The sequence below is a fragment of the Alishewanella sp. d11 genome (assembly GCF_049390205.1).
GTDB lineage: Bacteria > Pseudomonadota > Gammaproteobacteria > Enterobacterales > Alteromonadaceae > Alishewanella.
In genome coordinates, this window is the sequence record NZ_CP186547.1 from 1681289 (window position 1) to 1697585 (window position 16297).

16 protein-coding genes are annotated in these 16297 nt (G+C 48.1%); 7 read left to right on the plus strand and 9 right to left on the minus strand.

Annotation, left to right across the window (positions count from 1 at the left end; genetic code table 11):
• Position 1: 1 nt before the first annotated feature.
• The 3 genes from ACO1PK_RS07495 to mtnK all read right to left on the minus strand — a co-directional run bounded on the left by ACO1PK_RS07495 (position 2) and on the right by mtnK (position 3018).
• Positions 2–943, minus strand: coding sequence for an HlyD family secretion protein (locus ACO1PK_RS07495; RefSeq protein ID WP_423188046.1), 942 nt, complete (start codon positions 941–943; stop codon positions 2–4).
• On the minus strand, positions 931–1611 hold the full coding sequence (locus tag ACO1PK_RS07500; protein WP_423188047.1) for an ABC transporter ATP-binding protein: 681 nt from the start codon (positions 1609–1611) through the stop codon (positions 931–933). The genes ACO1PK_RS07495 and ACO1PK_RS07500 overlap by 13 nt, the downstream gene beginning before the upstream one ends.
• Before the next feature lie 189 nt (positions 1612–1800).
• Positions 1801–3018, minus strand: a complete 1218-nt coding sequence (gene mtnK / locus ACO1PK_RS07505) for an S-methyl-5-thioribose kinase (RefSeq protein WP_423188048.1) — start codon at positions 3016–3018, stop codon at positions 1801–1803.
• Positions 3019–3109: 91 nt separating this feature from the next.
• On the opposite strand from mtnK, the gene mtnA reads away from it, so the two are divergent.
• Positions 3110–4147, plus strand: coding sequence for an S-methyl-5-thioribose-1-phosphate isomerase (mtnA, locus tag ACO1PK_RS07510; protein ID WP_423188049.1), 1038 nt, complete (start codon positions 3110–3112; stop codon positions 4145–4147).
• Positions 4148–4513: 366 nt separating this feature from the next.
• On the opposite strand, the gene ACO1PK_RS07515 is transcribed toward mtnA, so the two are convergent.
• From ACO1PK_RS07515 to ACO1PK_RS07530, 4 genes are all read right to left on the minus strand, one after another.
• A complete protein-coding gene (locus ACO1PK_RS07515; protein ID WP_423188050.1) occupies positions 4514–5419 on the minus strand; it encodes a LysR family transcriptional regulator in 906 nt (301 codons plus the stop codon).
• 280 nt (positions 5420–5699) lie between these two features.
• Positions 5700–6242 (minus strand): 1,2-dihydroxy-3-keto-5-methylthiopentene dioxygenase, encoded by a 543-nt coding sequence (locus ACO1PK_RS07520; protein WP_423188051.1) that lies wholly within the window; start codon positions 6240–6242, stop codon positions 5700–5702.
• 3 nt (positions 6243–6245) lie between these two features.
• A complete protein-coding gene (gene mtnC, locus ACO1PK_RS07525; protein WP_423188052.1) occupies positions 6246–6920 on the minus strand; it encodes an acireductone synthase in 675 nt (224 codons plus the stop codon).
• Positions 6917–7558, minus strand: a complete 642-nt coding sequence (locus ACO1PK_RS07530; RefSeq protein ID WP_423188178.1) for a methylthioribulose 1-phosphate dehydratase — start codon at positions 7556–7558, stop codon at positions 6917–6919. The genes mtnC and ACO1PK_RS07530 overlap by 4 nt, the downstream gene beginning before the upstream one ends.
• Positions 7559–7743: 185 nt before the next feature.
• Here ACO1PK_RS07530 and ACO1PK_RS07535 point away from each other — a divergent pair, with 185 nt between their 5' ends.
• The 4 genes from ACO1PK_RS07535 (at position 7744) to deoA (ending at position 11543) form a co-directional block, all read left to right on the plus strand.
• Positions 7744–8922, plus strand: coding sequence for a methionine aminotransferase (locus ACO1PK_RS07535; RefSeq protein ID WP_423188053.1), 1179 nt, complete (start codon positions 7744–7746; stop codon positions 8920–8922).
• Complete coding sequence (locus tag ACO1PK_RS07540; protein ID WP_423188054.1) at positions 8910–9692, plus strand: amidohydrolase; 783 nt, start codon at positions 8910–8912, stop codon at positions 9690–9692. The genes ACO1PK_RS07535 and ACO1PK_RS07540 overlap by 13 nt, the downstream gene beginning before the upstream one ends.
• 100 nt (positions 9693–9792) lie before the next feature.
• Positions 9793–10221: a cytidine deaminase gene (locus ACO1PK_RS07545; RefSeq protein WP_423188055.1), complete on the plus strand. Its 429-nt coding sequence runs from the start codon at positions 9793–9795 to the stop codon at positions 10219–10221.
• Positions 10222–10229: 8 nt separating this feature from the next.
• The gene (gene deoA / locus ACO1PK_RS07550) at positions 10230–11543 is read left to right on the plus strand and encodes a thymidine phosphorylase (protein WP_423188056.1); all 1314 of its coding nucleotides are present in this window, start codon (positions 10230–10232) and stop codon (positions 11541–11543) included.
• A 55-nt stretch (positions 11544–11598) separates the two neighbouring features.
• On the opposite strand, the gene rho is transcribed toward deoA, so the two are convergent.
• Together rho and trxA are read right to left on the minus strand one after the other, a co-directional pair.
• Positions 11599–12864 carry a transcription termination factor Rho gene (gene rho, locus ACO1PK_RS07555; protein ID WP_423188057.1) on the minus strand — a complete coding sequence of 422 codons (1266 nt, stop codon included), beginning with the start codon at positions 12862–12864 and terminating at the stop codon, positions 11599–11601.
• 187 nt (positions 12865–13051) lie between these two features.
• The gene (trxA, locus tag ACO1PK_RS07560) at positions 13052–13378 is read right to left on the minus strand and encodes a thioredoxin TrxA (RefSeq protein ID WP_423188058.1); all 327 of its coding nucleotides are present in this window, start codon (positions 13376–13378) and stop codon (positions 13052–13054) included.
• Positions 13379–13479: 101 nt separating this feature from the next.
• On the opposite strand from trxA, the gene rhlB reads away from it, so the two are divergent.
• Together rhlB and gppA are read left to right on the plus strand one after the other, a co-directional pair.
• A complete protein-coding gene (gene rhlB / locus ACO1PK_RS07565; RefSeq protein ID WP_423188059.1) occupies positions 13480–14769 on the plus strand; it encodes an ATP-dependent RNA helicase RhlB in 1290 nt (429 codons plus the stop codon).
• A gap of 28 nt (positions 14770–14797) precedes the next feature.
• On the plus strand, positions 14798–16291 hold the full coding sequence (gene gppA / locus ACO1PK_RS07570) for a guanosine-5'-triphosphate,3'-diphosphate diphosphatase (protein WP_423188179.1): 1494 nt from the start codon (positions 14798–14800) through the stop codon (positions 16289–16291).
• Positions 16292–16297: the final 6 nt, after the last annotated feature.

The window sequence follows — 16297 nt, forward strand, 5'->3', positions numbered from 1 at the left end:
CTTAACGTACCTCCAGTAACAGGCCCATACCTAACAGAGGTTGGGTAATAGGTAGGTTGCTGGCAGTAAACTGCGCTTTGTAATACAAAGCATTACCCCAAGCTTGGCGTTTTTCACCTTGGCCGGCTAGCAACTTTAGCGTCAGTGGAAATGCGGTTTCCGGGGCAATATCAAAGCGTGCGGTAATGCTGCTCGCTTGCTTAAGACGACTAACATCAACTTCATGCACCCAAGCTTCTACATATAAGCCTTGCAGTTCTGTGACTTCGGCAATTTGCCAACCCGGTTGGGCGGTAACGCCGGCAAACAGCTTGGTACGATACCAAGGATGTAAGCTGTAGCTTATGGCGCCATCACGCTCAGCATAGACACTCATCTTATTTAGATTTTGCTCAGCTTCTAGCAGTTCGGCAGCGGTTTTTTCAATTTGTAACTGTTGCTTAAATAAGCTGGTTGCTTGTTCCTGCTTAGCTGTGGCTAAAGTCTCATGCGCCTTTTTTAACTCAGTAGTGGCGCGCTGTTGCAACAACTGATTATTTTCATAATCATACAAACTTAAATTGTCTTTGGGCACCGCTGCATCAATATTGGCTTTTTCTAACAATAATTGGCGTCTTTCTAGCTCAAACTCCGCTTCCATCACTTGTAACGCATGTTGGCTTTCGAGTTGCTTTAGCTGTTCCTGAGTACTGATTAACTGGTTTTTTAAGCGTTCGATATTGGCCTGAATCGTCCCAGCATCGAACACTGCAACTAAGTCACCGGCCTTTACCGCTTCCGCTTCGGGCTTTAGCCATTGCACTTGGATACGCCACGTATCACTCATTGGCGCCACAATATTTTGGCGATATTCAGATACCAAGCTGCCGGTTAATAACAGCGGCAATTCGGCTTGCCCCGGCTGACTTAAACTCAGCGCCAGTAATAGACTTACTGTGAACATGCGCTATCCTCCAAAATTTGGCCATCGCGCATTTTAATGACCCGCTGCGCGTAGGCGGCAATCTCATCTTCGTGGGTCACCATCACGACGGTATTCCCCTTGCGGTGCAAGTCAGTCAGTAATTGCATAATCTCAATCGAGGTTTTGCTATCAAGGTTACCGGTCGGCTCGTCGGCAAAGATAACTTTCGGGTTGTTAATTAGGGCGCGGGCAATAGCAACGCGCTGGCGTTGTCCGCCTGACATTTCGGCCGGTTTATGGTGCATGCGATGCCCCAAGCCCACTTGCTGTAACAGTATTTCTGCACGCTGCAAGGCCTCGTCGGCAGGGGTAGCGGTATAGCGAAGAGGTAAGGCGACGTTTTCAGCTGCGGATAAACGTGGTAACAAATGGAAAGATTGAAAGATAAAGCCAATATGCTGATTGCGCATCGCGGATAGCTGTTCATCATCCAAGGTACTGACGCTGGCCCCCGCTAATTGGTAGTCGCCACTACTGGGGGTATCCAGACAACCTAAGATATTCATCAAAGTTGACTTGCCGGAGCCGGAACTGCCCATAATGGCGACAAACTCGTTTTCGGCAATGGTCAGGCTGACATTGTGTAACGCCTTAACTTGGGTATCACCACTGCCGAAAAATCGGCAGAGCGCCTTGGCTGTAATCATGCTGCTGTCCTGTTGTAATTATTTTTTAACAACAGTGTGCCATGCGGTAAACACCCTAACCAGCGATCTTTATCGCGAAAATGTAAGCAGTTATTACCGCTTTTCGGTATCAAGTCTAAAGTATGTAGCACAAGCGCTCAGCGACACGAAGGCCCAAGCCTTCGCTCTGCTAAGACCTGACATACAGGGTCAATCATGCGGCAGTGGCGCAACGGTTTGGCTGATCTGCTGTACTAAGGCGTCGATTGTTGCCAAGTGTTGGCGTTTGATAATCAGGGCACGACCTAGCGCAATAGCCTGCTTTTCGCAGGCGGCACGTTGCGGCGCTGGCGTTATTTTTTCTAGATCCGCGACATGGGCTAAGCCAACGGTGCGTCGTATTAACTCACAACCGGCATAGCCAATCGCGTCGGCAAACACCTGTTGTAAAAACCGCACTTGATAGTGCTCATTTTGTAGCGCCGGATCTTGCGTGGCAGTTTGCTGTAAATGGCTAAAGGTTTGCGCGAACTGCTGCCATAAGGTACGAATTTGCGAAAGCAAAAATTGCTGCTGGCTGGCGCCTTGGAGAGTATCGTTAAACAAGCCAGGGCAGGCCACATAGTTGAGTAATAAATTGCCAAGCAGTGAGCCGACATCAAAGCCAATAGGCCCATAAAAACCAAATTCGGCATCGATTACTTTGCAGTTTTCTTCGTTAATAAAAATGCTACCGCTGTGCACATCGCCATGCAGCAAGGCTTGAGGTTTGGATAAAAAGTCAGCCTTTAATGCGGCCACTTCGGCTTTTAATTCCTCATCTTGCCAGAGGGCGCGGGCGCTATCCTGAATCAGGCTATGGATATTATTGCGCTCGTGGTTGCAATAGGGATCGGTAAAAAACAAATCTTCGGTAATGAGACATAGGTCTGGGTTAATAAATTGCGCCACAGCGGCTTTTTTAGCGGGACCGGTCAGTACAAAGTCGCTGGTGTAAAACAGCGTATTAGCTAGATAATGCGCTAGCTGCGGCGCAAGATGCGCAAACTGTTTACCTTTGATTAGGGCGGTGCGCAGTATTTCGTATTGCTTTAAATCTTCCATTAAAATCGCCGACAGTTCACGGTCAAAATGCAAAACTTCTACGGTGTGTTCTGGGCAGAAGCGCGCATGTAACTGTAATACTTCCGCTTCAATACGAGCACGATCGGTACTCAGTGGCCAGCTTTCACCAACACAACGAGCATAGGGCAGGGCTTGTTTAACGATAAGTGAGGTACCTTTATCATTGACTACTCTAAACACCAAGTTTAGGTTGCCATCACCAAACTCAGCTGCGCTAAGTTTGCTATGCTCACCAAAGAGCTCGCTATGCTCATCAGCAAAGCGCATGGCCTGTTCAGGAGTAAAGATATGATAAGCCGTCATCTGCAAAAGCCTCTGTTACTTGTATCGGAAAACGAAAGCTTGCATAATCGCAAAACTTCTAGACGTCTGCAACGCTAAATGGATATATGTTATGAAAAACTTGCTGGCACTTAGCCTAAAAACTGTACAGGGTGAGCTCTATGTATTAGATCAAACCCTGTTACCGCATCAGCAAAACTGGCTGCATTGCACCACTGTAACGCAAATGGTGAGCTTGATTCAGCGCTTACAGCTGCGCGGCGCGCCGGCCATTGGTATTGGTGCCAGCTTATTATTAGCTTATCGCGCTACCCAAGGCGATAGCCGTGAGCAACTCCTGCAAGCCGCCGAGGTACTGCGCGCCGCCAGGCCTACTGCAGTAAATTTAATGAATAACCTCGATGCGATGCTTCAGGCCTTGCAGCAAGCCGATTATGTCGATGCTGCAGTAGCTTGCGCTGAGGCCTTGTTTGCCGAAGATGTGGCGCTGTGCCAAAGCATGGCCGAGCATGGCGCAGCCTTAGTACAGCCAAATGAGCGGTTATTAACCCATTGCAATACTGGCGGTTTAGCGACAGCGGGTGTGGGAACGGCCTTGGGGGTGATTAATCTGGCGCAACAACAAGGCAAAAATATTCGGCTATGGGTCGATGAAACCCGGCCGCTGTTGCAAGGCGGTCGCTTAACGGCCTGGGAGTGCCAGCAATTAGGTATTCCCTATCAGCTTATTTGCGACAATATGGCCGGCATGTTGATGGCGCGTGGCGAGGTGGATCGCATCTTTGTCGGTTCAGACCGTATTGCCGCCAATGGCGATTTTGCCAATAAAGTGGGCACTTACAGCCTTGCCGTGCTGGCGCATTATCATAACATTCCGTTTTATGTGGTGGCGCCGCATACCACCATCGATTTAAGCTGCCCTGATGGCAGCGCTATTCCGATTGAACAGCGTGCCGCCGACGAAGTGCGCGGCGTTAGTGGTGCCTTTGGTCAAACCCTTTGGGCACCCGAGCAAGCGCCGGTATTTAACCCGGCGTTTGACGTGACCCCCGCCAGTTTAGTTACCGGCTGGGTGCTGGATACTGGGGTGTATAGCCAAGCAGATATTCAAACTGGGGTATTGCAGCAGTTTACCAGCAAGTTGCAGTAGATGATGGTGTTTTATGCTTAAGTGCGCGCAATTTTAGCGCGCAGCAAGCAGTCAATCGTGAAAATAATAATGTCTTTAGCCTAGGCATGATTTTTGGGCAAAAAAAGGCCCGACTTATTCAATCGGGCTAAGACAAGGTAGACAGGTAAGGGTAGGTTACACCCTTCAACAACTTTAACCGCTGTATTCGAATCTCGAACACGGGTTAACTATAAGCCGTCCCAATCAGCTGTACAAACGATAAAAAAACACCTGACAAGTGAAAAAAATTCACCTGTCATAAAGGAACTTTTGTCATAAAGATGCTGGCGGTTTAGGCTTGCCAGCTTGCAGGGACAGGTTAGTTAAATAAGGTGATATTCCGTATCAAGTAACAGGTGATAATAAAAAATCAGAGGAATTAAAGCTCTGTAATACCCAGTCTATTAGCAGTTTGATTTCAGGTCGTTCAGAGTCCGCATCATGCTGTACCAGATAATAGCGATCACGACTGACTAATTCTTGCTCAAATAACTTGACCAAAGAGCCACTACTAAACCAGGCATGGCTAATGGGCATTGGGATAAGTGCTACGCCTAAGCCCTGCTGCGCCGCGCGGGCTACGCTAAACATGCTATCGAGCTGCATAATTTGCTTCGGCTGAAATTGATGAAAGCCAACGCGTTCTGCCCATTGATGCCAGGCAGTAGGGCGGGCTTGGTGCAGGATTAGCGGGGTTTTCTCTAAAATGCGATAGCCTTTGCCATGTAGTTTTTGAAATAACGCGGGGTTACAGGCGGGTAAATAGCTGATAGGGAACAAATCGTATACCGTGCCCTCAGTCGGCTTTTTGCCCGATAGGATGACCGAAACGTCAGTATATTTCGGGCCTTCGCGGCGAGACTTTACCGTTTCCAGCTTGATATTGATATTGGGATATTGCTCAGACCAACCGCGTAAGCGTGGCACAAACAGCTCGCTGGCAAAAAACTCGGGCATCGAAATGCTGACTTCCAGCACCCGTTCTACTTGGCTAAACTGATTAATGGTTTGGCTTAGTTGTTCTAATAACGGCTTAATTTCTAGATAAAACTGCTTACCGGTTTCGGTTAGTTCAATGGCACGAGTTTTCCGCTCAAACAGGCTTAGGTTTAAGTTATCTTCTAATTGTTTAATTTGATGGCTAACTGCAGACGGCGTTAGATAAAGCTGTTTCGCGGTTTCTTTAAAACTAAGGCATTCAGCGGCCACACAGAAACAACGTAAGCCACGTAGCGGGGTTTGCAACGACATTCAATCTTACCTGCAATTAAGCATCCAGTTAGTAGATATACCCAAACAACTTCACAATAACGTGTTGTGTATCCTGAAGTGACTTGGGTATAGCATTAAAGTATGACAAATTTACTGCAAGAGCTGAACCATTATCTGAAAACAGCATAAATGCTTGTGCATTTTACCCTATAAATTAGATAAGTGCGCATATAGTGCTGCTTTAGCGTTAATTCTGTATTTTTACTTGTCGTCTTGCCATGCTTGCCTGCTGCCCTGTTTTAGAGCAGCCAAGCAGTGTTTAGTTCAATAAAGGGAATTGCCGCGATAAGCTGGCGCCGGTAAAGTGTGCAACCCAGCCTTCGCTATTATTAAACAAGCGGATGGCAGTAAAATCAGGCTCAGTGCCCATATCAAACCAGTGTGGCGTATTGGCCGGCACACTGATTAAATCATTTTGTTGGCAGAGTACTTGATACACTTCATCGCCTAAGTGCAGACAAAATAAGCCTTGGCCGCGCACAAAAAACCGTACTTCATCTTCGGTATGAATATGTTCATCCAAAAACTTTTGCCGCAGTGCGGCTTTGTCTGGGTGGGTTGGGCTTAAGGAAATCACATCAACGGTAATATAGCCTTGCTGCTGTTTTAAGCGCGTTATATCGTCGGCATAGGCTGCAAGTACCTGCTCGGCAGTGCTATCGGCGCTAATTGGCGCTGCAGCTTGCCATTGTTCAAAACGTACGCCTTTTTGCTGTAGTTTTTCTGCAATAAGCGCTGCGTTATCGGTGTGCAAGTAGGCTTGTTGCGGTTGATTTACCGAAAAAATGCGTAATGAGCTCATGCGTTATACCTCTATCTGATAAAAATCGTGCGCGATAGCATGATCGCCAGCGGCTTGTTGCTCGCGGATTAATTGCACTGTAGCCATACCCAGCTCTCTTGCTGGATCCAGCTCGGCTACGACATCGGATAAAAACAACACCTGATTTGGCGGTAGTTGTAGTTGTTGTAAAATGGCGGCATAACTTGAGAGTTCACGTTTCGCGCCAATGCGGGTATCAAAATAGCCACTTAGCAGCGGCGTAAGATCGCCAGCATCACTGTACTGAAACAGTAACTGCTGCGCGGCGACTGAGCCAGAGCTATAGATATACAGCTTAATGCCTTGCGCATGCCAAGCCTGTAACTGTGCTACCACATCGGGATAGAGGTGGCCGGTGAAATGGCCTTGCTCGTAGCCTGCGCGCCAAATCATACCCTGTAAGCTTTTTAGTGGGGTAATTTTTTGGTCTGCGTCCAACCAGCTCAGCAGGGCGCTAATACATTGCTCGATATCAGCCTCAGGCTGTTGTAACTGCTGGCGCACTGCGGCAAGTTCTTGCGCAACTTCAGGTTGCTGGTACTGACGGCGCACAAAGGCAGGTAAATGCTGCCGAGCGTAAGGAAACAACACCTCGGTCACAAAACTAATGCGGCTGGTTGTGCCTTCGATATCGGTGATAATGGCGGAGTACTTCACGGCTTTCCTGTTAATTTAATACGTTCAAGCTCGCAGTTTATAAGAAATTCCCAGCCTTCTAAATGTCTTTTTGCTTGCTCCAGACTATAGCCCCAGACATAAAGGCCATGGCCACGTACTAATAAACCAAAATTCAGTGGCTTAGCTTGCCAGCAGCGTTTGACCTGTTGTGCTAGTGCTGGAATGTCCTGCGTGTTATCGAAAATGGCCAGCGGCAAGCTCTGCTCGTGACTATTTACGCCTGTTATGGCCTTTTGCATTTCATAGCCGCTAAACAAATACTGCTCACTGCTAATAATACGGGAAAATACCGTCGCAGCAACGGAGTGCGTATGTAGCACCACTTTTATCGCAGGATCTAATTGATATAACTGAGCATGTAGGGCGGTTTCAGCCGAAGGCGTGCCAAGCGGGCTAAACAGTTGCTCTTGCTGCCAGCTTACCGGTAGTAAATCTTGCGGGCTAAGCTCGCCTTTGTCGCGACCTGAGGCCGTGACTAAAGCGGTATTTTCATCTTGGCGAATAGAAAAATTACCGCCGGTAGCCGGTACCCAATTGCGGCTCGCGATCCAGCGCCCTAGGCTACAGAGTGCTACGGCATTGGGGTTGAGCTGTTGTACGTGTGTCATATGATTCATATTTGTAAGACCTGATTGCGACATCTTGGCTGCTGTAGGCGCAACCTTGTTTTGAACATTCATTTTGTCAGCTTTGTCGGCGTTAAGGTAACAGCAGCCAACACCCCCGTATCTTCAAAAATGAGGGGTATATACGTTTGAACGTTTAGATGTCTATACTTAAAACTAGCCAAATGATAGCATTGATGCAGGTTTTCGCAACTGTTTCTCTTCCTATGTCGATTATCTCCAAGTTACCTGCGGTGGGTACCACCATTTTTAGTCAGATGTCGCACTTAGCCGCGCAACATCAAGCCATTAATTTATCTCAGGGTTTTCCAGACTTTCCTGCCGATAGCCGCTTGCTGGCGCGCTTAGCCGAGCATAGCCACGCAGGGTTAAATCAATATGCGCCTATGCCTGGCGTGCTGGTATTGCGTGAACAAATTACGGCCTTAACCGCACGCTGCTATCAGCGTCAGGTGAGTGCAGAGACAGAGATTACCGTAACCTCGGGTGCAACCGAGGCGCTATTTGTGGCAATTCAAATGCTGGTACAGCAGGGTGATGAAGTCATTTTGTTTGATCCCGCCTATGATAGCTACAGCCCAGCCATTCAGCTGGCCGGCGGCATACCGGTGCATTTGCGCTTGGAAGCGCCCGATTATCACGTTGATTGGCAGCGCGTTGCAGCCGCTATTACGCCGCGTACTCGTTTAATTATTGTTAATAGCCCGCATAATCCAACGGGTATGGTGTTTAGCCAAACCGATTGGCGGGCACTTGAGCAGTTGGTTTGTCAGCACGGCTTATATTGTATTAGCGATGAAGTGTATGAACATATGGTGTTTGATGCCAAACCACAGCTTAGTGCACATTGTTTTGCCGCCTTGGCTGAACGCACTGTGGTGGTGTCGTCTTTTGGTAAAACCTTTCATGTGACAGGTTGGAAACTGGGTTATGCCATTGCCCCTGCTGCGTTATCGGCGGAGTTTCGTAAGATCCATCAATATGTGACCTTTGCCAGCTTTACCCCGGCACAATATGCTATTGCTGATATGTTGGCGTCGCAGCCTGAGCAGGTGAGTGGTTTGGGGGCGTTTTATCAGCAAAAACGAGATTTTTTTGCACAGCAATTGGCGAAAAGTCGTTTGCAGCTGCTGCCTTGCCAAGGCACCTATTTTCAGCTGGTCGATTACCGTGCTATTGCCCCTGATCTCACCGATATTGAGTTCTGCCAATGGCTAACGGTAGAGCATAAGGTGGCGGCTATTCCGTTGTCGGTATTTTATCAGCAAGGCTCTGACGCACGAATTATTCGTCTTTGTTTTGCCAAGCAACCGCAAACCCTGGCTGCTGCCGCGGAGGTGTTATGTCAACTTTAAAGGTTGCCTTGCTGCAAACCGCGCTGGTCTGGCAGGATTGTCAGGCCAATTTACAACAGCTTGCAACGCAGCTGGCTACCCTTAAAGCCGTTGATCTTATTGTGCTACCCGAGATGTTTGCCAGCGGCTTTAGCATGGATAGCGTTCACATTGCTGAAACTGAACCCGGACCAGCACTTTGCTGGATGCAGGCGCAAGCCGCCCAATATCAGTGCGCTATTGCAGGTTCTTTAGCGGTACGCACGACCAAGGGTGCTTTGGTAAACCGCTTATATTTTGTAACCCCCGATGGTCAAGTGCAGCATTATGATAAGCGGCATTTATTCCGAATGGCCGGTGAGCATCAAGCGTATCAGGCTGGCAGCGAGCGAGTGATTGTCAGTTATCGCGGTTGGCGCATCTTATTACAGGTTTGCTACGATTTACGTTTTCCGGTTTTTAGCCGAAATCGTGCTGACTACGATGCCATTATTTATGTGGCGAATTGGCCCGCTGCCCGCAGCCGTGCTTGGTGGTTGTTGTTACAGGCTCGGGCCATTGAAAATCAGGCCTATGTGTTTGGCTGTAACCGAGTGGGACAGGATGCTAATGGCATCGATTATCGCGGAGACAGTTTGCTGGTCGATTATTTGGGGCAGCCGCTAGCAGAATTAGCGCCTGAACAAGCCGGGATCCTGTATGCCACTGTCGATTTGTCGGCATTGCAGGCATTTCGGGCAAAATTTCCAGCGCAGTTAGATGCGGATCTGTTTAGCCTCAACACCCCTTAGCTTATTTCGCCAGCCATTTTAGGTTAATTGGCTTATCGCCCCTTGACCCAGACGCAAAACGCGGCAAAACTGTATGCCCATTAGCAACAGAGTTTTTGTCGTGACAGAAATCAATTGGGCAGCGCTACAAACGGCTGCCAAAGATGCCGCTGCGCAGGCTTATGCGCCCTATAGTCAATTTCCAGTGGGTGTGGCTATCCTGGCTGAGAATGGTCAAATCTTCACCGGTTGTAACGTCGAAAATGCCTCTTATGGCGGCACTGTGTGTGCAGAGCGTAACGCCATTGCTGCCGCTGTAGTCGCTGGGCAGCGCAAGTTTCAGGCGTTAATGGTCTATACCCCGCAAGAAAAGTTAACGCCCCCTTGTGGTATTTGCCGGCAGGTGATTGCGGAATTCTATTTACCCGATAGCCCCATCGCCAGTTGTAATCATCTCGGGCAGCAACAAAGCTGGACTTTACAGCAGTTATTGCCAGATGCCTTTACCCCCACTTATCTAGCGGCAAGTAACAAGGTCAATCAGGAGTAAGGTCAACCATGGCAATTCCTCAGGAAATTATCAAAACTAAGCGTAATGGTCAGGTGCTAAGTCGCGCAGAAATCCAGCAATTTGTACAAGGGCTGACCGATGATAGCTTTAGTGACAGTCAGGCTGCTGCCTTGGCGATGGCGATTTATTTAAATGGTATGACAGTACCTGAAACCGTGGCGCTAACCTTAGCCATGCGCGATTCCGGTAAGGTATTAAACTGGCAGGGCAAGTTAAATGGCCCGGTAGTGGATAAGCACAGTACTGGGGGTGTCGGCGATAAAGTCACCTTAATGCTTGCGCCTATGGTTGCGGCTTGTGGTGCCTATATGCCGAGTATTGCAGGCCGTGGCTTGGGCCATACCGGCGGTACCGTGGATAAGCTGGAAGCCATTCCTGGTTACAGCTGCACCCAGTCGTTAAGCCGTATTCAGCAGCTATTGCCAGATCTAGGCTGTGTTATTGTCGGTCAAAGTAGCGAGTTGGCCCCAGCCGATCGGCGCTTATATGGAATTCGTGATGTTACGGCAACGGTCGAGTCTATTCCGCTGATCACGGCGTCGATTTTATCGAAGAAACTGTCTGAAGGCCTCGACGCCTTAGTAATGGATGTCAAGGTTGGCAATGGCGCTATTATGGCTACGGCCAATGACGCCCAGGCTTTGGCGCAGAGTATCGTCAATACTGCGACGGGGGCGGGTGTCGCGACTCGGGCATTGATCACTGATATGAATCAGATCTTGGGTACTACGGCAGGTAATGCTTTAGAAGTGGTGGAAACACTGGATTATTTAACCGGTAAATACCGCGAGCCGCGCTTGCATCAGCTGACGTTAGAGCTGGGTGCCAATATGCTACTGCTCGGTAAATTATATCAGGATAAAGCCTCTGCCATTGCTGCACTGGAACACAGCCTAAGCTCGGGTAAAGCTGCGGAAATCTTCGCTAAAATGGTGGCAGCGCTGGGTGGCCCAACCGATTTATTGGAAAAACCGGATAACTATTTAGCCAAGGCCAGCGTGGTGAAAGCGATCACTGCACCGCAAAGCGGTATCCTGCATTTTAACAATACCATTGGTTTGGGGATGGCGGTGGTGCGTTTAGGGGGCGGTCGCTCGCATCCGGCGCAGCAAATTGATCCTGCGGTCGGTTTTAGTCAGATCTTGGCCGCGGGTAGCGCAGTAGAGGCAGGGCAAGTGATTGCTCAGGTGCATGCAGCAACAGCCGAACAGGCAGAGCATGCTATTGCAGAATACTTAGCCGCATGTAGCTTTGCTGATAGCGCATTAACGCCGCTGATTCATCAACAAATTGGTGCTTAGCATTCGAGCCCAAAAGCTAGACCAAAAAAAACCGGCCTAACTGGCCGGTTGCTTTTTAAGATTTCTGCCGTTTCATGGCATCGAAAAACTCGTCGTTAGTTTTGGTCATCGACAGTTTATCAATTAAGAACTCCATGCAATCTGTCTCGTCCATAGGGTTGAGAATTTTGCGTAGAATCCACATTTTTTGCAGTTCTTCTGGCGAGGCCAATAACTCTTCGCGGCGGGTGCCTGAGCGATTAAAATCAATGGCTGGGAATACACGGCGCTCGGCAATTTTGCGTGACAAGTGCAGTTCCATGTTACCGGTACCTTTAAACTCTTCGTAAATAACCTCGTCCATTTTTGAACCGGTATCCACCAGAGCTGTCGCGATAATAGTTAAACTGCCGCCTTCTTCCACATTACGGGCTGCGCCAAAGAAGCGTTTCGGTTTGTGCAAGGCGTTGGCATCAACACCACCCGTTAACACTTTACCTGAGCTTGGAATCACAGTGTTATAGGCGCGCGCTAAACGTGTAATAGAGTCGAGCAGAATAATAACGTCTTTCTTGTGCTCAACTAAGCGCTTGGCTTTTTCAATCACCATTTCAGCAACCTGAACGTGGCGGCTGGCGGGTTCATCAAAGGTTGAAGCAACTACTTCACCTTTCACGAGGCGCTGCATTTCGGTAACTTCTTCCGGACGCTCGTCAATCAGTAATACCATCAGCACACATTCTGGGTGATTGGCGGCAATAGATTGGGCAATGTTTTGTAACAGGATCGTTTTACCGGCTTTCGGTGGTGCTACGATTAAACCGCGCTGACCACGACCGATGGGCGAGGCTAAATCTAATACTCGCGCGGTAATATCTTCACGACTGCCATTACCACGCTCCATCCGCAGACGAGAGTTAGCATGCAGTGGGGTTAAGTTTTCGAAGAGAATTTTGTTACGGGCATGTTCTGGTTTACCAAAGTTAACTTCACTCACTTTTAAGAGTGCAAAATAACGCTCGCCTTCTTTCGGTGGGCGAATTAAGCCAGAGATGCTATCGCCAGTCCGTAAATTGAAACGACGGATTTGGCTGGGCGACACATAGATATCATCAGGGCCAGCCAAATAAGAACTGTCTGAAGACCTTAGAAAACCAAAACCATCTTGTAAAATTTCCAACACGCCGTCACCGTAAATTTCTTCACCGTTTTTGGCATGGGCTTTCAGAATGGCGAAAATGATATCTTGTTTGCGTAGACGAGCCATATTTTCTTGGCCCATAGACTCAGCTAACTCAACCAGTTCGCTAATTGGCTTCAGTTTTAGTTCTGTTAAATGCATATTTGATGGGTTCTTGTTGGTAAAAACAGATTAATGCTTATCAGCTCAATAAATATAGGGTAGAAGTTGGTATATTCGACAGACAAGCGTGGTTTAAGATATTTGCTACTGCACACAATAGCAGCTGAACTTCAGGACGTCCAGTATACAATAGAAAAAGGCGTACATTAATACGCCTTTTTTTAAATTAGATATTGTCGTCTAAAAACTGCTTTAACTGCGTTTTAGACAAGGCGCCCACTTTGGTGGCGGCTACCTGGCCGTTTTTAAATAACAACAACGTAGGAATACCGCGAATACCAAACTTCGGTGGCGTGTTCGGGTTTTGGTCGATGTTCACTTTAGCGACGCTTACTTTGCCGACATATTCAGTGGCAACATCGTCTAGAATAGGTGCAATCATTTTACAAGGCCCACACCACTCTGCCCAGAAGTCTACCAGTACTGGCAATTCTGCTTTTAATACGTCAGTTTCGAAACTGTCGTCAGAAACCTGTAAAATATGTTCGCTCATCTATTTCTCCGTTAAGGCTGTGCAGTTACACTGCTAAAATATGTTATCAATTTAATCGCGGCTGTTTCTTATTGCAAGCGTAACAGTTATGCTAGGCAGGTATGAATAAAACACACTTAACATCGCATAAATTCGCCGATTTCGCATTGGCGCCACAGGTTCTTGACGCGCTTAACGCTCAAGGTTACAGCTATTGTACGCCAATTCAGGCGCAATGTTTACCCCTTGCTTTAGCAGGTAAAGATATTGCCGGACAGGCGCAAACTGGAACGGGCAAAACGTTAGCCTTCTTAACCGCTACTTTTCACCACTTGCTTACCCATGAACCCAAAGGGTCTGGGCAACCTCGAGCGATTATAATGGCTCCTACGCGGGAATTAGCCGTTCAGATCCATAACGACGCTGTTATGTTAGCGCAAAAAGCTAACTTACGTCTGGGGCTGATTTATGGGGGCGAAGGTTACGATTCTCAACGGCAATTGCTCGAGCAGGGTGTGGATATTTTAATTGGTACCACAGGTCGGTTAATTGATTACCTGAAACAAGGTCTGTTTGAACTGTCGCAAATACAGGTGGTGGTGCTGGATGAAGCCGATCGCATGTTTGATTTGGGCTTTATTAAAGATATCCGCTTTATGTTTAATCGCATGCCGCCGGTGACTGAACGCCTGAGCTTGTTATTTTCTGCAACCTTATCCTACAAAGTGCAAGAACTGGCGTTTGAAAAAATGAATCAGCCAGTCCATATCCATATTGCACCGGAAGAAATGACCGGGAGTCGGATCAGCGAAGAGCTGTTCTACCCAGCACACGAACATAAAATGCCTTTGTTATTAACCCTGCTCGAAGAAGAGTGGCCAGACAAAGCAATTGTATTTGCTAATACCAAACATGCCTGTGAAGACGTTTATCATTGGTTAGATGCCGATGGTCATCGCGTTGGTTTATTGACCGGTGATGTTATTCAGAAAAAACGCCTGAAAATTTTGGATGACTTCACCACGGGTAAATTAGATATTTTGGTCGCCACTGATGTGGCCGCCCGTGGTTTACATATTCCGAAAGTGAGCCATGTGTTTAACTTTGATCTGCCAGATGATTGCGAAGATTATGTGCATCGCATAGGCCGGACGGGTCGGGCTGGTGAGAGTGGTAAAGCCATTAGCTTTGCTTGTGAGCGTTATGCGTTAAATTTAACGGCGATAGAAGACTATATTCGTCATCCTATTGCGGTTACCCAATACGACGCCGACGCGTTATTAACCGATCTGACACCGCCAAAACCTAGAGTGCGACGTCGGCCCGGTCAGGCACGCAGTGGCTCTGCGAGCAGAAGCAATAATGGGCGCACTAATAATGGCTCAAGATCTCCGCGCAATCGCCCTCGCTAAAGCAGCTCCAGGCAATGAGCCGGCTGCCATGCAACAATCACCGCATAGTGATATTTATGCGGTGATTGACCTTGGCTCCAACAGCTTTCATATGCTGATGGTTAAGGTAGTCGGTGGTTCAGTGCAGGTGATTGGCCGGGTTAAACGTAAAGTGCGTTTAGCCGCCGGCCTAAATGATAATCTCGTCTTAAGCCACAAAGCGATGAAGCGCGGCTGGGAATGCCTCGCTTTATTCGCGGAACGTTTACAAGATATTCCTACCGAAAATATCCGAATTGTTGGTACGGCTACACTGCGCTTAGCCCAAAACGTCAAAGCTTTTTTACACGAAGCGGAAGCCATCTTAGGTCAAAAAGTTCAGGTTATCAGCGGAGAAGATGAAGCGCGGATCATTTATCTTGGTGTTGCGCATACCTCGAATAGCGATAGTAACCGTTTAGTGATTGATATAGGCGGTGCCAGTACCGAAGTGGTGGTTGGCCAAGGCTTTACCCCAACAGTGTTAAGTAGCCTCAATATGGGCTGCGTCACCTACCTTGAACGTTATTTCAGTGATCAGCAATTAAGTGAAGCCAACTTCCATGCCGCGATAGCCGCTGCCGAGCAAGAAATTCAAACCGTTAAACAACGCTTTTTAGATGAAGGTTGGCAAATTGCGGTTGGGGCTTCAGGCACGGTGCAGGCGATGCAAGAAATTTTGGTGGCGCAGGGCAAGGATGAAGTGATTACCTTGCAGCGGCTGGAAGATATTATGCAACAAGCTATGGCCTGTGGTCCTGCTGAACAGTTAAACATTATTGGTTTAGCACAAGAGCGTAAGCAGGTTTTCGCCTCGGGTTTAGCGATTTTAGTGGCGCTGTTCCGCCAGCTAAACATTCGCGGTATGACCCTATCAGGCGGTGCGCTGCGCGAAGGGGTGCTGTACAGTATGTTGCCGCAGCTACAAGACTCGAATGTACGAAATCGTACGGTCAATAGCTTAATGGTGCGCTATTTTATTGATCAGCAGCATGCGGCACGGGTGGCAGAAATGGCGGCTGAGCTAGCAGACCAGTTACAAAGTAGTTGGGATTTACAACGCTTTGAAGGTCATAGCATGTTGCGCTCTGGCGCTTTATTGCATGAACTGGGCTTACTGATCGAATATAAAAATCACCACCATCATGGTGCCTACATCATCAATCATTCCGACTTACCTGGATTTACCCGAGCACAGCAGCAACTGGTTATGGCCTTGGTGCATAACCATAGAGCCGATATAGCTCGCGAAGTGATCGCACGGCAAACCATGACCTCAGTGCTGTTAACTGTGCGACTTACGCGTATTTTGCGTCTAGCGGTGATTTTGTCGATGCGACGGCGGCATGAGGCATTACCTCAAGTGACGATTAGCGCTAAGGCGGAATCCTTAGTATTGGTAATGCCAAGTGGCTGGTTAGAACAGCATCCTTTAATGCGGGCAGAGCTAGAGCAGGAAATACAATATCAGCAACAAGCGGGTTGGGAGCTGCTTATTCAGTAGCTCCCG